Source organism: Kitasatospora fiedleri (assembly GCF_948472415.1).
GTDB lineage: Bacteria > Actinomycetota > Actinomycetes > Streptomycetales > Streptomycetaceae > Kitasatospora > Kitasatospora fiedleri.
Map to the genome: position 1 here is coordinate 3,464,783 of NZ_OX419519.1, position 16,452 is coordinate 3,481,234.

The 16,452-nt window shown below is 75.8% G+C and carries 18 protein-coding genes; 6 read left to right on the forward strand and 12 right to left on the reverse strand.

Translation table 11 applies throughout. The features are described from left to right. Window positions 1-50: 50 nt before the first annotated feature. Both QMQ26_RS15995 and QMQ26_RS16000 read right to left on the reverse strand, forming a co-directional pair. On the reverse strand, window positions 51-266 hold the full coding sequence (locus tag QMQ26_RS15995; RefSeq protein ID WP_282206106.1) for a DUF397 domain-containing protein: 216 nt from the start codon (window positions 264-266) through the stop codon (window positions 51-53). Then, on the reverse strand, window positions 247-1,098 hold the full coding sequence (locus QMQ26_RS16000) for a helix-turn-helix domain-containing protein (RefSeq protein WP_282206107.1): 852 nt from the start codon (window positions 1,096-1,098) through the stop codon (window positions 247-249). The genes QMQ26_RS15995 and QMQ26_RS16000 overlap by 20 nt, the downstream gene beginning before the upstream one ends. Before the next feature lie 119 nt (window positions 1,099-1,217). Here QMQ26_RS16000 and QMQ26_RS16005 point away from each other — a divergent pair, with 119 nt between their 5' ends. Both QMQ26_RS16005 and QMQ26_RS16010 read left to right on the forward strand, forming a co-directional pair. Then, window positions 1,218-1,700, forward strand: a complete 483-nt coding sequence (locus QMQ26_RS16005; protein ID WP_282206108.1) for a hypothetical protein — start codon at window positions 1,218-1,220, stop codon at window positions 1,698-1,700. An 85-nt stretch (window positions 1,701-1,785) separates the two neighbouring features. Beyond that, window positions 1,786-2,079 carry a hypothetical protein gene (locus tag QMQ26_RS16010; protein ID WP_100837624.1) on the forward strand — a complete coding sequence of 98 codons (294 nt, stop codon included), beginning with the start codon at window positions 1,786-1,788 and terminating at the stop codon, window positions 2,077-2,079. A gap of 18 nt (window positions 2,080-2,097) precedes the next feature. On the opposite strand, the gene QMQ26_RS16015 is transcribed toward QMQ26_RS16010, so the two are convergent. The 3 genes from QMQ26_RS16015 to mshA form a co-directional block, all read right to left on the reverse strand. Beyond that, window positions 2,098-2,595: an SLATT domain-containing protein gene (locus tag QMQ26_RS16015; RefSeq protein WP_100837623.1), complete on the reverse strand. Its 498-nt coding sequence runs from the start codon at window positions 2,593-2,595 to the stop codon at window positions 2,098-2,100. Between the two features lie 31 nt (window positions 2,596-2,626). Next, window positions 2,627-3,142 carry a type III secretion system chaperone family protein gene (locus QMQ26_RS16020; RefSeq protein WP_100837622.1) on the reverse strand — a complete coding sequence of 172 codons (516 nt, stop codon included), beginning with the start codon at window positions 3,140-3,142 and terminating at the stop codon, window positions 2,627-2,629. Between the two features lie 158 nt (window positions 3,143-3,300). Next, the gene (mshA, locus tag QMQ26_RS16025) at window positions 3,301-4,536 is read right to left on the reverse strand and encodes a D-inositol-3-phosphate glycosyltransferase (protein WP_404814132.1); all 1,236 of its coding nucleotides are present in this window, start codon (window positions 4,534-4,536) and stop codon (window positions 3,301-3,303) included. A gap of 304 nt (window positions 4,537-4,840) precedes the next feature. On the opposite strand from mshA, the gene QMQ26_RS16030 reads away from it, so the two are divergent. After that, a complete protein-coding gene (locus QMQ26_RS16030) occupies window positions 4,841-5,665 on the forward strand; it encodes a methyltransferase domain-containing protein (RefSeq protein WP_282206109.1) in 825 nt (274 codons plus the stop codon). Window positions 5,666-5,806: 141 nt separating this feature from the next. Here the strand turns inward: QMQ26_RS16030 and QMQ26_RS16035 are convergent, their stop codons facing one another. Continuing rightward, window positions 5,807-7,036, reverse strand: a complete 1,230-nt coding sequence (locus QMQ26_RS16035; RefSeq protein ID WP_282206110.1) for a Cys-Gln thioester bond-forming surface protein — start codon at window positions 7,034-7,036, stop codon at window positions 5,807-5,809. A gap of 328 nt (window positions 7,037-7,364) precedes the next feature. Next, entirely contained in the window at window positions 7,365-7,892 is a 528-nt protein-coding gene (locus QMQ26_RS16040; protein WP_282206111.1) for an O-acetyl-ADP-ribose deacetylase, read from the reverse strand. 227 nt (window positions 7,893-8,119) lie between these two features. Between QMQ26_RS16040 and QMQ26_RS16045 the strand changes: the two genes are divergently transcribed. Next, window positions 8,120-9,757, forward strand: coding sequence for a PP2C family protein-serine/threonine phosphatase (locus QMQ26_RS16045; protein ID WP_282206112.1), 1,638 nt, complete (start codon window positions 8,120-8,122; stop codon window positions 9,755-9,757). A gap of 154 nt (window positions 9,758-9,911) precedes the next feature. Here QMQ26_RS16045 and QMQ26_RS16050 read toward each other — a convergent pair whose 3' ends face one another. The 3 genes from QMQ26_RS16050 to QMQ26_RS16060 form a co-directional block, all read right to left on the reverse strand. Then, a complete protein-coding gene (locus QMQ26_RS16050; protein ID WP_100837617.1) occupies window positions 9,912-10,274 on the reverse strand; it encodes a DUF2516 family protein in 363 nt (120 codons plus the stop codon). Window positions 10,275-10,337: 63 nt separating this feature from the next. Further along, window positions 10,338-10,889, reverse strand: a complete 552-nt coding sequence (locus QMQ26_RS16055; RefSeq protein ID WP_282206114.1) for a hypothetical protein — start codon at window positions 10,887-10,889, stop codon at window positions 10,338-10,340. A gap of 86 nt (window positions 10,890-10,975) precedes the next feature. Beyond that, window positions 10,976-11,356, reverse strand: coding sequence for a helix-turn-helix domain-containing protein (locus QMQ26_RS16060; RefSeq protein WP_282206115.1), 381 nt, complete (start codon window positions 11,354-11,356; stop codon window positions 10,976-10,978). 183 nt (window positions 11,357-11,539) lie between these two features. Here QMQ26_RS16060 and QMQ26_RS16065 point away from each other — a divergent pair, with 183 nt between their 5' ends. Together QMQ26_RS16065 and QMQ26_RS16070 are read left to right on the forward strand one after the other, a co-directional pair. Further along, window positions 11,540-12,157, forward strand: coding sequence for an HAD family hydrolase (locus QMQ26_RS16065; RefSeq protein ID WP_282206116.1), 618 nt, complete (start codon window positions 11,540-11,542; stop codon window positions 12,155-12,157). Between the two features lie 55 nt (window positions 12,158-12,212). Next, entirely contained in the window at window positions 12,213-13,043 is an 831-nt protein-coding gene (locus tag QMQ26_RS16070) for an alpha/beta fold hydrolase (RefSeq protein WP_282206117.1), read from the forward strand. A 24-nt stretch (window positions 13,044-13,067) separates the two neighbouring features. Here the strand turns inward: QMQ26_RS16070 and QMQ26_RS16075 are convergent, their stop codons facing one another. Beyond that, window positions 13,068-13,241, reverse strand: coding sequence for a hypothetical protein (locus tag QMQ26_RS16075; RefSeq protein ID WP_282206118.1), 174 nt, complete (start codon window positions 13,239-13,241; stop codon window positions 13,068-13,070). A gap of 5 nt (window positions 13,242-13,246) precedes the next feature. Beyond that, window positions 13,247-16,306 (reverse strand): DEAD/DEAH box helicase, encoded by a 3,060-nt coding sequence (locus tag QMQ26_RS16080; RefSeq protein WP_282206119.1) that lies wholly within the window; start codon window positions 16,304-16,306, stop codon window positions 13,247-13,249. Window positions 16,307-16,452 lie beyond the last annotated feature (146 nt).

Sequence of the window (16,452 nt, forward strand, 5' to 3'; positions counted from 1 at the left end):
GGCCCCTCCCGGGCAGGGAGGGGCCTCGTTCGACATTGGGGAGTGCGCGGTCAGATCTCGCCGAACTCGCCGGTCGCGGCGGCGGTCACGAAGGCCGCCCAGGCAGCGGGGGCGAACTCCAGGTGCGGGCCGTGCGGGTCCTTGGAGTCCCGGACGTGACCGAAGTTGGCGTCGTCCACCTCGACGCACGAGCCACCGTTGCCGCCGGAGTAGCTGCTCTTCCGCCACTGTCGCGGCGAGACGGACTCATCGAGGGTGGATTGCATGCTCGTGTTCCTCCACTGCTTTCATGATCCGGTCCAGGGACTCCTCTTGCGGCAACGCAGCAGTCCGTACGAAATCGTAGGCCAGGCGGCATTTTTCGACCAAAGCGGTTTCATCCACCAAGTGACCGGCGTTCACGCTCTCCATGTACGCCAGGGGTGGCGCGTCGTCAAAGGTCATCAGGCTGATCATCCCTTCGAGCAGAGCATGCGCCCCCGCTTCGAACTCCACGACCTGGACAACGATCTGCCGGTTGGTGATCAACTCGGCGATGTGCCGGAGCTGCTCAGCCATGATCTTCCTACTGCCGACCACCCGCCTGAGCACCGCCTCATCGAGAACCGCCCAATACAAGAGCCTTGTCGGGTCGCCGATGAGTACCTGTCGCTCCATCCGACCGGTGAGGCGTCCCTCCAACTTCTCCTCGTCAAGCAACGGTTGAGCAGCCAGGATGATCGACTCCGCATACCTCCGCGTCTGGAGCAGTCCCGGCACCACGAGGGGCGCATACTCCAGGATCGTCTTCGCCCGGAGTTCGTGCTCCGCAGCTTCGACGAAATAGTCGGCGAACTGTCTGCTTCGCATGGTCCGCACCAGTGAGTGCAGCCGTTCGAGGTGGCCGTCGGCCGAAAGCACCGCGTCCAGTTGGCGCGACAGGTCTTCCTGCGGGCGCCGGGTGGCCTTCTCCAACTGGCTGACGTACGTCGGCGAGATGAAGACCAGGTCCGCGAGTTCCTGCTGGGAGAGCCCGGCCTTCTCGCGCAGCCGCCGCAGTTCCGCTCCGTAGAACGTGGCCGGGGACCGGGTCGGGTCGAGCGGTGAAGGACTGACCATGGCTCACCTCTACGCAGAGTGCTTGTCAGGATTTCTCCGCTTCCCAGGCTAGTGCGGTTCCGCGACGCTCGAAGCACAGAACGTGACATTCGTGGCATGAGGAAAGGGTGGTAATCGCCGTGGCCAACTCCTTGCTCGACCGGTTGGATCGGCAGGACCGCGCCTTCGGGCGCAAGGTGTGCGACGGCCTCCGGGAAGCACTCGATTCGGCCGGGGTCAAGCTGCCCTCGCTGGCGGTGGAGCGGGCGGCCACCGGGAGGTACCTGGTGCAGCTCGGTGGCGTCACCCCGGACGTGGCGGGCGAGTTGGCGGCCCTGATCTGGACGGGCGCCCCCTACGTGCGCGCCGTACGGAGCGGGGGGCTCAGCGGGGACGTCTCGATGCTCTGGTCGCCGGAGCGCGGCGAGTTGCTGATCGACGCGGCGACCGGACGGCTCGGCGAGTTCTCCCACGCGGACGAGCGTGGCGACCTGGTACTCGTACCGGCCGACGGGGGCGAGCCCTGGTCGGTCGGCCGGTGCGCGGTGCGTCACCCCACCCGCGCGGACCTGGCGCAGGCCGGTCTCGCCCACCCCGCACCGTCCGCATCGACACCGAATTGAGGAAGAAGTGCGGTACACCGGAAGGCCGTTGGAGGACACCGGTGCTCCCCGGCGAGCTGTCCCGCCCGGCCCCGGGCGCCGCCTCGTGAACGACGCGCTGCGGCAGCGGGCCTGGCAGATCGCCGAGAAGCTCGCCGAGGCCGATGGCGGGGAGGCCCGGCTGACCGTCATCCCGGACGGCTACCGGGTCGAACTCCTCCTCACCAGCCCCCACGGACCCGACGACCAGCAGGCCGTCCTCAAGGCACTCGCCCTCGGCGACCGCTGGGGGCACAAGTACTCCCCGCCCGCCCGCAACAACGGCACCGCCCGCGAAACCGTCTGGAGCGAAGTGCACGCACGGGCCGCCCAGGACCCGGCCGGACCGGTCGGCGGCTGAACAGGCCCCGGCGGGCCCTCAGCCGGTCGCGCCGCCGGCTTCGCTCTGCCGCAGCCGGACCCAGGAGTCGTGGTCGTCCTCCAGGATCGCCTGGTACTCGTCGATCAGCGGCAGCAGCCGGACCGGCTCCGGCACCGCGTCACCGTACTCGGCCTTCAGCAGGCCGAGGCGGCGGCGCAGCGAGTTCAGCCGGTGCACGGTGTCGGCGCGCTGGATCCAGAGCGTGCGGTAGCCGAAGAACGCCGCCCAGGCGGCCAGCACGGTGACCAGCGCGCCGGTGACCAGCGCGACGTCGGAGAGCCGGCTGGCGGCGGGCTCGCCGACCTTCAGGCCGAGCAGCACGGTGACCAGCGCGGACAGGCTGACGGTGGCCAGTTGCAGGGTCAGCGCCCGCCGCCGGTCCCAGTCGCGGCGGCGCCGGCGCTCCTTCAGCTCGGCGTCGAGCTCGGCCTCCAGCCAGGCCAACTTCCGTTGTGCGGCGGCGGATTCGGCAGGTCCGGCGAATTCGGTGTCCATGGTTTCCTCCCCGGCCGGGAGGATACCGGGCTCAGTCCCCGGCGGGCGGGTTCCCGCTCGTCAGGTGCGCGAACTCCGCGAGGTTGCGGGTGGATTCGCCGCGCTTGGTGCGCCACTCCCACTCGCGCCGGATCGCGGTCGCGAAGCCCAGCTCCAGCAGGGTGTTGAACGGCTCGTCGGCGTTCTCCAGCACGCTGCCCAGCAGCCGGTCCACCGCGTCCGGGGTCAGCGCCTCCAGCGGCAGCCGGCCGACCAGGTAGACGTCGCCGAGCGGGTCGACCGCGTACGCGACGCCGAACATCCTGGTGTTGCGCTCCAGCAGCCAGCGGTGGAACGCCTCGTGGTTCTCGTCCGGCCGTCGGATCACGAACGCGTTCACCGACAGCGTGTGGTCCCCGATCCGCAGCGCGCACGCCGTGGAGAGCTTGCGCGTCCCCGGCAGCGCGGCGACCACGGTGTACGGATCGGCGGCGGCCGGCTCCCAGGCCACCCCGGCCTGGTCGAGCGCGGCGCGCAGGAGGGTGAGTGCGTCGTCCTTGGCAGCCATGGCCCCACGCTAGCCCCCCGGCCGGCCGACGCGCGTCCGCGGGGCCCGCGTGCGCGCCGTCACATCAGACCCGCGCCGTCGTGTCAGACCCGCGCCGTCGCGTCAGACCCGCGCCGTCGCTCGGACCCGGGCCCTCGCGTCGAACGTCCGCCCTCGCGTCAGACCCGGGCCGCGGACATCGCCCCCGTGTAGACCTCCGCGGTGGCACCGGCCGCGGTGAGCCAGCCGAAGGCGGCGGCGTGGCGGGCGGCGGCGGCGCCCCGGACGGGCGTGAGGGAGGGGTCGGCGACGTAGGGGTGCAGGGCGCGGGCCCAGGCTTCCGGGTCGTGGCCGGGGACGAGGGTGCCGGTGCGGCCGTCGCGGACGGCGACCGGGAGGCCGCCGACGGCGGCGGCGACCACGGGGGTGCCGCAGGCCTGGGCCTCCAGGGCGACCAGGCCGAAGGACTCGCTGTGGGAGGGCATCACCAGGGCGGTGGCGGCCCGGTACCAGTCGGCCAGGCGGGGCTGGTCGACCGGCGGGTGGAAGCGGACCACGTCGCCGATGCCGAGCTGGGCGGCCAGCTTGTGCAGGCTCTCGGGGCGGGCCAGGCCGGTGCCGGAGGGGCCGCCGACCACCGGGACGACCAGGCGCTCGCGCAGCCGGGGGTGCCGGTCCAGCAGCCGGGCGACGGCCTTGAGCAGGACGTCGGGCGCCTTGAGGGGCTGTATCCGGCCCGCGAACAGCAGCACCGCCGCGCCCTGCGGCAGGCCGAGCCGGGCCCGGGCGGCGGCCCGGGAGTCGGGGCCGTCGGGGCGGAAGACGTCCAGGTTCACGCCGGGGTGGACGACGGCCAGCTGGTCGGGGCGGGCGGCGTAGTGGTGGGCCAGCTCGGCGGCCTCCTCCGCGGTGTTGGCGATCAGCCGGTCGGCGGCGCCGACCACCTGGGTCTCGCCGATCACCCGGGCGGCGGGCTCCGGGGTGTCGCCCTCGGCGAGCGCCGCGTTCTTCACCTTGGCCATGGTGTGCATGGTGTGCACCAGCGGGACGCCCCAGCGCTCGGCGGCCAGCCAGCCGACCTGGCCGGAGAGCCAGTAGTGCGAGTGCACCAGGTCGTAGTAGCCGGGGCGGTGGCCGGCCTCGGTGCGCAGCACGCCGTGGGTGAAGGCGCACAGCTGGGCCGGCAGGTCCTCCTTGAACAGGCCCTCGTACGGCCCGGCCGTGACGTGCCGGACCAGCACGCCGGGGGCGAGCTCGACGGCGGGCGGGTCGTCCGAGCTGACGGCGCGGGTGAACACCTCGACCTCGATGTCCAGCTCGGCGAGGCGCTTGGCCAGCTCCACGATGTACACGTTCATCCCGCCGGCGTCCCCCGTGCCGGGCTGGTGCAGCGGCGAGGTGTGGACGCTCAGCATCGCGATCCGGCGCGGCCGACGGGCGCGGGCCGGGGCGGGGGCGCGGTCGCGGCGGGTGCCGCGGGTGCGGTGCGGCGCGGCTCCCGGCGGGACGTGCGGACGAGGTGCTGGGTCACCTGCGGAAGCCTCCCTGTGCGCCGGCCGTCTGGTCTGCTCTTCTCGTGCCGCCGCCCGCGGCCGGCGGCAGCGGGCGGCGGGACGTCAGCCAGGGCAACCGGGGAACGCGTCGCCGTATTCCCGCCGGCGGACGCGGGACGGGTGCGGGTGCCGGTGCGGGCGGACCGGCTGCGTACGCTTGGTGCCCATGGCCGCACGCGACACGCCGCTGTCCCGGGGCCGGTCGAGCCGGCCGGTGGGGACGATCACCCGGGGCACCACGAACACCAACCGGCTGCGGCGGATGGACCGGTGGATCGCGTACACCGCGGGCCGGGCGCTGCGGGCGTCGACGGCCCCGCCGGTCGCGGTGGACCTGGGGTACGGCGCGGCGCCGTGGACGGCGGTGGAGCTGTCCGCGCGGCTGCGGGCGGTGCGGGCGGACGTCCGGGTGGTCGGGATCGAGATCGACCCGGCCCGGGTGGCGGCGGCGCTGCCGATGGCCGAGCCGCCGCTGCTGGAGTTCCGCCGGGGCGGCTTCGAGGTGCCGCTGGACGGCGGGGCGCGGGCCCAGCTGATCCGGGCGGCGAACGTGCTGCGGCAGTACGACGAGGACCAGGTGGCCGAGGTCTGGGCCCGGCTGTGCGGGCGGCTGGCCCCGGACGGGCTGTTGGTGGAGGGCACCTGCGACGAGATCGGGCGGCGGCACGTCTGGGTGGCGCTCGGTCCGGAGGGGCCGCGCACGGTGACCTTCGCGGCCCGGCTGGCGGGCCTGGAGCGGCCGTCCGACCTGGCCGAGCGGCTGCCGAAGGCGCTGATCCACCACAACGTGCCGGGGCGCCCGGTGCACTCCTTCCTGCGCGACTTCGACCGGGCCTGGGCGGCGGCCGCGCCGCTGGGGGCGTTCGGGGCCCGGCAGCGCTGGGCGGCGACCTGCGCGGCGCTGGCCGCGGACTGGCCGCTGCGGGACGCCCCGGCCCGGCGGCGGCAGGGCGAGCTGACGGTGGACTGGGCCGCGCTGGCCCCGCGCTGAGCCCGGCCGTCCCGGACCGACTCGCACGGGTCGTGTGCCCCGCCGGGCACGCGGAACGGGCCGCCGCCCGGTGGTCGAGCGGCGGCCCGTCACCCGGCGGGACGCGGGTCCGGCGGCGTCAGCGGCGCCCCGGCCGGGGGCTCAGTGGCGCCGGCGCTTGCGGGAGAGCACCAGGACGGTCGCGCCGAGCGCGCACAGGGCCAGCGCGGCCGAGGCGATCGACAGGACCGGGGTGCTCGCACCGGTGTCGGGGAGGGCGGGGTGCGGACCGTGGCTGTGGGAGTGGGTGGGGCTGGGCACCGGGGTGCTGGACGAGGGCGAGGGGCTGGGGCTCGGGGAAGGGCTGGGGCTGGGGCTCGGAGACGGGGAGGGGCTGGGGGACGGGGCGTTGACGGTGACGGTCAGTTCGGCCTGGTTGGCGACGGCGGCGGCCCGGGCGAGGACGAGCCGCTGGGCGTCGGCCGGGTCGGGGTCGGCCGGATCGACGGGGGCGTAGACGAACGCCTGGCCGACCGGGCTCTGGGCGGCGGCGGTGGCCCGGATGCGGGCGGAGCCCGGCGCGGACGGGCGGAACCAGAACGGGTCCCCGGCCGGGAGGGTGGCGCCGTCGGCGATCGGCCGGGTGCCGCCGGCGTCGTCGAACAGGTCCCCGCCGGTGGCGGTGAGCACGGCGTCGCCCGCACCGCCCCGGACGGTGTAGGGGCCGGTGATCCCGCCGGTCACCGCCGTGCCGGGGCCGTCGATCGCCAGGGGGGCGGCCGGTTCGGACAGCGGGCCCTGGCCGATCACCCGGGTGACGATCGCCGAGGTCAGCGCGAACCTGGGGTCGCCGGTGGCGAGGACGAAGCGGTCGGTGAAGAACCAGACGGCGGCCTGGACGGCGGCGGCCCGCTGGGCGTCGCTGCTCGCGGCGGCGGGCTCGCCCGTCACCGGGTAGTACTGGGTGAGGACGCGCAGCACGAGGCCGAGGTTGGGCACGTCGGCCAGCGACCAGGTGCCGGGGTCGTAGGGGATGCCCGTCTCGGTCGAGGTGTTGAGGTCGACGCAGTACAGCTCCAGGCGGGCGCCGGTGGTGGCGGTGCCGTAGATGATCCCGCCGAAGCCCGGGGCGGTCGCGGTGTACCCGGCCGTGCTGTAGCCGGGCTGCGGGTACCCGGACAGCGGGTCGAAGGAGGCCGGGGCCTCGAAGCCGCCGTAGGTCTGGCCCGGTCCGGTGGCGGCCGCGACCACCATCGCGGCCGGGGGGTTCGCGGCCGGGGCGGCCGGCCCGGCCGGCGGCTCCCACCGGGCGGAGGCCGTCCCCGGGAGCAGGCACAGGGCCAGCAGCGCGGTGGAGACGAGGGCGACAAGGCGGGTTGCGCGTACGTACACGGATCACCATCCCGGGAGGTCGGCAGCGGCCGTCTCACGGTAGGCAGCGGGGGGAGGCCGGGGGTGCCGCCCCACCCGGCGCGGGCGGGCGGTCACCCGGTCGGCGCAGGAACGGCGGCGGCACCCCGGGCCCGGCCGGAGGCCCGCCGCGCCCACGCCGCGGGGCGATCCGAGCGCCTGTTCGACAGTTCACTCGAACGAGTTATCGATTTTCTCTGGCGTGTTGACGCCCCGTCACGCCACCATGGAACCGCTCGGGCGGCCGTTCCAGCGGTCCCTGAGTGACCGTCAGACGGTCGGCGCGTCGGCCCGCCCGTCAGCCCGCCCGTCAGCCCGCCAGCCCGCGCCGGACTCGTTCGAACGACTCGTACGCGTCGGCGCCGAACAGCACGAAGCGCACCTCGTCCAGGTCCGGGCCCTCCTCGGCCACGGCCGTCAGCGCGATCCGAGCGGCATCGTCCAGCGGCCAGCCGTAGATCCCGGCCGAGACCGCCGGGAAGGCCACCGTCCGCGCCCCCAGCCCGACCGCGACCCGAAGGGACTCCCGATAGCACGAGGCCAGCAGCTCCGCGCGCTGCCGGTAGTCCTCCGCCCGGTACACCGGGCCGACGGTGTGCACCACCCAGCGGGCCGGCAGCCGCCCCGCCGTGGTGGCCACGGCCTGACCGGTCGGCAGCCCCTTGCCGTAGTGCGAGGCCCGCAGCTCGCGGCACTCGGCGAGGATCTCCGGCCCGCCCCGGCGGTGGATCGCCCCGTCCACCCCGCCGCCGCCCAGCAGCGAGCTGTTGGCGGCGTTCACCACCACGTCCACCCGCTGTTCCGTGATGTCACCCTGCACCAGCGTGATCTGTGTCACCGCTGCTCACCTCCAGTCAGTTCCGGTCCCGCCGTGGCGGAAAGCCACGAAAACCCTAGGCAAAGCCGCCACCACACGCGTGGCAATAACCACATCCGCGCCGCTCAGTCGAAGAAATCCTCGGAGATCACGTTATGGTCGCGGGAAGCCCCCCGATGCCCGGTGCCACCCGGGCACTGCGGACGGACACCAGCCGTTGGTCCGTAGGGGAAAGGAAGGACCGACCGATGCCCGCTACGGGAGACGGGCGGGCACCCGACGCGACCAGCAGCGCCGGAACCGCCGAACGCAGCCGCGGCCGCCGCGCCCACAGCGCGCAGCGCACCGGCCCGACCGGCCAGACCGCCGGCCAGACCGCCGGCCAGACCGCCGGTCAGCCCTCGGCCCGGAGCGCCGGCCCGGCGCCGATACCGCATCCGCGCAGCACCCCGGGGGCCACCGAGCCGTCCCGGCCCGCCGCCGACTTCCGCGTCCTGGTGGTGGAGGCCGACGGGCCCGAGCACACCCTGTTCGACTCGCTGGCCGCCGAGCTGGGGCAGCACGCCGAACTGCACCGGGTGGACGGCATCCGGGAGGCCCTCGCCGCCCTGCCGCCGCTGCCCGGCAGCGGTCGCCGCGGGCCGCGCGGCACCGACTTCCAGTGCGTCCTGCTCGACCTCGGCGAGCCCGCCACCACCGGCACCGCCGCCGATCCCGCTTCCGGTTCCGGTCCCGGTGGCGCCCCGGCCCCCGGCGGCGGCTTCGCCGCGGACTTCGCCCCGCGATTCGCCGACGGCTTCTCCGCAAGCCTCCCCGACGGTCTCCCCGACGGGTTCGCCGAGGGCGTCGGCCCGGCGGCCGGTGCCGACGACCGGCTGGACGGGCTGCGGGAGTTGCTGCTGCGCGCCCCGCACACCGCCGTGGTGGTGCTCACCGACGCCGCCGGAGCCGAACTGGGCGCCGCCGCGGTCGCCGCGGGCGCCCAGGACTTCCTGCTCCGGCAGGACACCGGCGGCCCGCTGCTGGCCCGCGCGCTGCGCTACGCGGTGGAGCGCAAGCGCGCCGACGAGTCGCAGCGCCGCCTGGTCGAGGCCGAGATCCGCGGCCAGGAGAACGCCCGGCTCCAGCGCCACCTGCTGCCCACCCCGCTGCTGGACGGCGCGAACCTGTCCTTCACCCGCCGCTACCGCCCGGGCCGCCGCCGCGCCCTGCTCGGCGGCGACTTCTACGACGCCGTCCGCACCAAGGACGGCCGGGTGCACGTGGTGATCGGCGACGTCTGCGGCCACGGCCCCGACGAGGCCGCGCTCGGCGTCGCGCTGCGGATAGCGTGGCGGACGCTGGTGTTCGCCGGGCTGACCGGCCAGCCCCTGCTGACCACCCTCCAGCACGTGCTGGAGCACGAGCGCCGCAGCGACGAGATCTTCGCGACCCTCTGCATGGTCGTACTGGACGCCCCCACGGCGGACGGCGGCCCCGAGGCCGCCGAGCTGTACCTGGCCGGGCACCCCGCGCCGCTGCTGCTCGGCCCCGACGGCCCGCCCGTCCTGCTCCCGCTCGACCAGGCCGGTCCGGCGCTGGGCCTGCTGCCCTGCGACGCGACGCACTCGGTCTGGCCCGCCCTCCAGGTCGAACTGCCGCCCGGCTGGCGGCTGCTGATGTACACCGACGGCCTGGTCGAGGGCAAGGTCGGGGCCGGTTCGCCGCGCCTGGGCCAGGAGGGCCTGATCGAGCTGATCGCCGACCACCAGGCCGCCGGGCTGACGCGCGGCCGACTGGTCGACTCCGCGATCGCCGAGGTCGAGGAGCTGAACGGCGGGGCGCTCACCGACGACGTCGCGGTGCTGCTGCTGGAGCGCAACCCGACGCCGGTGATCATGGGCTGAGCGCGGCCCGCCCGCGCCCGTCCGTCCAGCGGCGAAGCCGAACGGCCCGCCCGCGCCCGGAGACGCCGGAGGGCGGCCCCACCCGGGGCCGCCCTCTTCTCCGCCGTGCTCCGCGCGCCCGCGCCTTCGTCCTCGTCCGGGCGCCGGCGCCGCGTCACCAGGGGCCGTACGGGCCCTGGTTGCCGCGACCGCCGCCGCGGCCGTCGGTGATCAGCTTGATCGCGGGGCGGACGTCCACCACGTAGACGATCGCGGCGACCAGGCCGGCCAGCGTCAGCAGGCCGGTGATCGGGTTGGCGCCGAACAGCAGGTCCCAGAGCAGGACGACGCTCAGCAGGACCACCCAGAAGCCCTTGGTCTTCTTGTCGGCCGCCCGGTACGCGTCCTCCCGGCGGAACACCGCGTCGCCGAGCGCGAACACCTTGAAACAGATGATCGCCGTGGCGACCCACCACAACGGGTTCAGGAGGTTGACGTACAGGATCTGCACCGAGGGGCTCCTCACTCTTTCTTCCATCCTGGCACGGCCACCGGCCGAGTCAACGGCCCCCGACGGCGCGGCGTTGCCGCCGCGCGCCGGTCACTCCTGGTCGGCGGCGGCGCCCTTGCGGGCCCGGGGGGCCTTCTTGGCGGCGGGCTTCGGCGCGGCGGGCTCCTCGTCCACCACGACCTCGGCGATCACGACCTCCTCGACCACGACCTCCTCGACCGGCGCGTCCGCCTCGGCCGACGCCTGCGGCTCGCCGTCCTTCGGGGCGTTGGCGGTGTCCACCACGGTGCGGCCGCGGACGGCCAGCTCGTCGTAGACCTCCTTGGCCTTCACCGCGAACTCCAGCGCCCGGCCGACCTGCTGCATCGCGAACTCCTGCGCCTTGGCCTGGAGTTCCTTCACGTCGGTGGGCAGCGCGTTGACCGCCTCGGTGACCTTCGCCTGGGCACCGGCCAGCGCGGCACCCGCGTCCTGGAAGGCGGCGGCGGCCCGCTCCTGGGTGCCCTTGCGGTCGGCGGCGAGCGCCTCCAGCTGGGCGGGCACCTCGCGGAGCTTCTCGTACGCGAGGTCGCCGGCGCCGGCCAGCGCGTACAGCGGGGTCGGGTCGGTGAGGGTCTTCTTGAACTCGTCGCTGATCGGCATGTCGGTTCCTCCCGGTCGGGGTGCCGCCGCGCGGTCGGGTCGCGCGGGGCGTCGGTCACGCAGGTCTGGTCGTTGGTCGGCTCTGGTCACGCGGGGGTGGGGGCGGGGTCCGACGGACGGGCGGCCTGGTTCTCCTTCAGGAACGCCTCGTACACCGACAGCAGGGCCTGCTTCTGCCGCTCGTTGATCAGCGGATCGTCCAGGATCGCGGCCCGCAGCCCCGGCCCCGCCCCGTCCCGCTCCTCCAGGATTCCGGCCTGCACGTACAGCGTCTCCGCCGAGATCCGCAACGCCTTGGCGATCTGCTGGAGGATCTCCGCGCTGGGCTTGCGCAGCCCGCGCTCGATCTGGCTCAGGTACGGGTTGGACACCCCGGCCACCTCGGCCAGCTGCCGCAACGAGTACTGCGCGCTCCGCCGCTGCTCCCGGATGTACTCGCCCAGCGAGCCCACGTTCAGTGACGCCATACGGGCAGTGTGCACCGCTCCGCTTGCAATTGCAAGCAGGCTGCTAGCGCCAGCGAGCGCGCCGCCCGGCGCGGGGCGAGGGCGGCGTGCGCGCGCGCCGGGCACATAGGGTCGCGGGAGGGATTTTCACCGGTGGTCCCGGCTGGGACGGTCGCACCGGGTGCGGACGGAGGGGTTGAGCAGATGGCGGCGGAGCGGCAGGTCGGTGCGGTGCTGTGTGATCTGGACGGGGTGCTGCGGATCTGGGCGGACCTGGCGGACGTCGACCGGGCGCACGGGTTCGCACCCGGGACGGTCGCCGGGGCGGCGTTCCGGGCGGAGCGGCTGCTGCCCGCCGTGACCGGGCGGGTGAGCGACGGGCGGTGGCGGGCCGGGGTGGCCGAGGACCTGGCGGCGGTGTGCGGGTCGGCGGAGCGGGCACGGGCGGCGGTCGAGGACTGGGGACGGCAGGCGTTCCGGGTGGACGCGGAGGTGCTGGCCCTGCTCGCGGAGGTCCGCCGGGGCGTGCCGGTGGTGCTGGTCTCCAACGGCACCGACCGGCTGGAGGATGACCTCGCCGCGCTCGGCCTGGACGCGGCCGTCGACGCGGTGGTCAACTCCGCCCGGGTCGGTGCGGCCAAGCCCGATCCGCGGATCTACCTGGCCGCCGCCGGACGGGCCGGCGTCCCGCCGCAGCGCTGCCTGTTCGTCGACGACACCGCCGGCCACCTCGCCGCCGCCCGCGACCTCGGCATGCACGTCCACCACCACCGCGGCGCGGACGGCCTGCGCGCGGCGTTCGACGGCCACGGCCTGCGCTGACCGCCCTGTGGAACCGCCTGCCGCGTCCGGGCGGGGCGTGCCACCATCCGGGGTCATGACGATCTTCCACGGGTACGACGGGACCGCCCTCCACTACGAGCGGTTCGGCGACGGTGCGCCGCTGGTGGCGATCCCCGGCGGCCCCGGCATGGACTCCCGCTACCTCGGCACCCTCGGCGGGCTGGACGCCCACCGGGGGCTGGTCCGGCTCGACCCCCGGGGCTGCGGCCGGTCGGCGGCGCCCGCCGACCGGGCGAGCTGCGCATTCGGCGCCCAGGCCGCGGACGTGGAGGCCCTCCGGGAGCACCTCGGGGCGGAGCGGATCGACCTGCTCGGGCACTCGGCGGGCGCGCTCACCGCGCAGCGCTACGCCGCCGAATTCCCGCACCGCGTAAGGTCGTTGGTACTGGTCACCCCGGTCGGCCGGGCGGCCCGGGAGCCGGACCGGGCGGAACTCGCCGCCATCCGGGCCGCGCGCTCGGCGGAGCCCTGGTACCCGGACGCGGCCGAGGCGGACGCCCTGCTGGCCGGCGGGGCGGGCGACCCGGCGGAGCTGGTCCGGCGGATCACGCCGTTCTTCTGGGGCAGGTGGGACGGGACGGCCCGCGACGCGGCGTTCGACCCGGAGCCGGTGCCGGCCGCGCCCTGGATGCGGGACGCGTTCTACGCGGGCTCGGACCGGGCCGGGGGCCGGCCGGTGTCGGCGCCGGTCCTGGTGGTCGCCGGTGCCCGGGACGGGATGATCGGCACCGCCCCGGCGAGGCTGGCCGCCGCCCTCCACCCCGGCGCCCGCCTCGCCGTCCTCCCCGAGGTCGGCCACCGGCCCTGGGTGGAGGCACCGGGCGAATTCACCGCGCTGGTAGGGGAGTTCCTCGACCGGCCGTGAAGGCGCGGCAGCGCGGAGCGGCCCTCATCCGGTCAGCCGCCGGTAGAGCGGGGCGAGGAGCGCCGCCAGGTCGGGGTCGAGGTCGGCGAGGTCGGTGAGGGCGGTGAGGGCGGGGTCGGGCGGGGCGGGGGGCGGGTCGTGGAGGGTGAAGTCGCCGTGCCAGAAGGTGTCGAGGCACTGGTCGAGCGGGAGGTCCATGGCGGTCAGTCCCCGGTGGCGTCGGCGGAGAGGGTGAGCAGTTCGCGGAGCCGGTCGGTGGGGAGCTCGGTCAGCCAGCTCTCCCCGGCGCCGACCACCGCATCGGCCAACTCCCTTTTGCTGTGGATGAGTTCGGCGATGCGCTCCTCGATGGTGCCGGTGCACACCAGCGTGCGGACCTGGACGTCGCGGCGCTGCCCGATCCGGTGGGCGCGGTCGGTGGCCTGGTCCTCGGTGGCCGGGTTCCACCAGCGGTCGAGGTGGACGACCTGGTTCGCGGCGGTGAGGTTGAGCCCGGTGCCGCCGGCCTTCAGCGAGAGCAGGAACACCCCCGGCCCGTCCGGGTCCTGGAAGCGGTCGACGAGTTCCTGGCGGCGCGGCGCGGTGAGCCCGCCGTGCAGGTAGGGGACGGGAGTGCCGAGGCGGCGGCGCAGGTGGGGCTGGAGCAGCGCGCCGAACTCGGCGTACTGGGTGAAGACCAGCGCCCGGTCGCCCGCCGCCAGGGCCTCCCGGAGCAGCTCGACCAGCCGCTCGACCTTGCCGGAGCGGCCGCCCAACGGCGACTTGTCGCGCAGGAGTTGGGCGGGGTGGTTGCAGACCTGCTTGAGCCGGCCGAGGGCGGCCAGCACCGCGCCCTTGCGTTCGACGCCGCGGATGCCGCCGAGGCGGTCGAGCAGGTCGGCGACGACGGCCTGGTAGAGGCCGGCCTGCTCGGGGGTGAGGGTGCAGCGGACGGTGAACTCCTGCTTGGCGGGGAGCTGGCCGCCGATCTCGGGGTCGCTCTTGAGGCGGCGCAGCAGGAACGGCGCGGTGAGCCGCTGGAGCCGGGCCGCGGCGTCCCGGTTGCCGGACTGCTCGATGGGGACGGCGTAGTGCTCGCGGAAGGCTTCGGGGGTGCCGAACAGGCCGGGGTTGGCGAAGTCGAGGACGGTGTGCAGCTCGGCGAGGCGGTTCTCGACCGGGGTGCCGGTGAGCGCGATCCGGGGGCCGGAGCGCAGCGCGCGCAGCGCGCGGGACTGCCGGGCGGCCCGGTTCTTGACGTGCTGGGCCTCGTCGGCGACGACCCGGCGCCAGTGCACGGCGCGCAGCGCGGCGGCGTCGCGCTGGAGGACGCCGTAGCTGGTGACCACCAGGTCGGCGGCGGGGTCGGGCCGGGTCCGGTCGGGGCCGTGGTGGAGCTGGACCCGCAGCCGGGGGGCGAACCGGGCGGCCTCGCGCCGCCAGTTGCCGACCAGCGAGGTGGGGCAGACCAGCAGGACGGGGCCGCGGGCGCCGCGGGCGTGTTCGAGGGCGAGCAGGGCGAGGGTCTGGACGGTCTTGCCGAGGCCCATGTCGTCGGCGAGCACGGCGCCGAGGCCGAGCCGCCCGAGGGCGTCCAGCCAGGCCAACCCGCGTTCCTGGTACGGGCGGAGGGTGCCGGTGAAGCCGGGCGGGGCCGGGGTGCGGTGCGCGCCGGGGAGGCGGCCGAGGCGGCCGGCCAGCAGGTCGCCGAGCGGGCCCTCGGCGTGCACGGCGGTGACCGGGAGGCCGTCGACCACGGCGCCGTCCTCGTGGGCGAGGCGGAGCAGGGCGGCGGCGTCGAGCCGGGGGTCGTCGCGGCGGGCGGCGAGGAAGCGCAGGGCGGCGGCGAGCTGGGCGGCGTCCACCTCGATCCACCGGCCGCGGAACCGGACCAGGCCCGCCTGGGCGGCCGCGATCTCGTCCAACTCCTGCTGGCTGAGCGGCTGTTGTCCGACGGCGAGCTGCCAGCGGAAGTCCAGTACGGCGTCCCGGTCGGCCTGGGCGGCGCGCCGGACGGAGCCGGGGACGGGGGCGGCCTGCGCGGTGGCGGCCAGGCCGAGGCGGGGGCGGCGGTGCCACCAGGCGGGCAGCAGCACGCCGTGCCCGGCGGCGGCGAGCGCGGGGGCGGTGTCGCGCAGGAAGGCCAGCGCCCCGGCCCGGTCGAGGTCGAGGCCGGTGGGGCGGGTGCGGTGCAGGGCGGCCCGCAGGGCGGGGAACGCCCGTGCGGCGCGGTCGAGTTCGGCGCGGTACGCCTCGACCGGGTCGTCCACCGCCCGGGCCAGCGCCGCCGCGCCCGGCCCGTCGGACCAGAGTTCGGCGGCGGGCAGCAGCAGCGAGGGCCGGTCGACCGGGCCGAGCAGCACGTCCAGCCGCCAGGTCTCGTCCACCACGGTGGCGTCCGGGTCGTCGGCGGCGGTGCCGAGCGGTTCGGTGAGCCGGAAGGCCAGCCGGAGGCGGCCTTCCGGCCCGGTGCCGGCCGCGGCGGCGGCGAGGCGGGCGACCTGCGCCGGGTCGGGCGGGGCGGGCAGCCGGGCGTCCGGGCCGCGCAGGGCGGCGACCCAGGCGGGCGAGCCGGGGGGCGCCGGTGCGTCGGGCCCGAGCGCGACCCGGGTCTCGTGGTCGGTGAGCGCGTCCAGCACGGTGTCGAACAGGGCGCCGCCGGTGGGCTCGTGGCCGTCCTCGGCGCGGGCGACCGGCGGGCACCCGGCCGCCAGCGCGCGGGCCTCCCGGCGGGCCGCCGGGTCGAACGCGGGCCGCCAGCGGGCCGCCCACCCGCCGGGCTCCGCCACCAGCGCGGGCAGCACCCGCCCCCGCCCGGCCAGCCGCCAGGCCAGGTCGTGCACGCCCGTCAGCCAGCGCAGCGACGCCCCGTACGCGAGCTCCGCCGCCCGGCCGTCGGGCAGCTCGACGGTGCTGCCGGGCCAGTACGGGTCGAACAGCTCGCCGAGCAGCTGCGCCGCCTCCGGCCGGTCGAACAGCAGCGCCGGGACCCGCCACGGCCGCAGCTCCAGGCCCCTGGCGGTGGAACCCACCGGGAGGTCGGGCGAGGGCGTCGGCCGCGAGCCGAGCGTCGGCAGCCGCAGGGTCAGCCAGCGCTCGTCCCCGCGCTCCGCCAGCCAGGCCGGACCGGGCCCGACCGCCGCGAGCAGCTCCGCGACCTCCCCCGCCGCGCACGCGAACGGGTGCCGCGCCCCCTCCACGGCCCGCCCCCGGAACGCCCCGGCGTCCTCCGCCCACACCCCGAGCCGCCCGTCGGCCCGCCACTGGGCGTGCAGGACGTACATCGGGACCTCCGGAGGATCGGGCGCGGACCTTCCAGCTTAGGTCGCCCCGCCGACGCGCGGAGGCGCGCCCGTCGGAGGTGCGCTCAGGGGCGCGGGGAACTGCGCGGCCGGCCGGGCACGCACCGTGAAGTCGCGACGGAACGGCA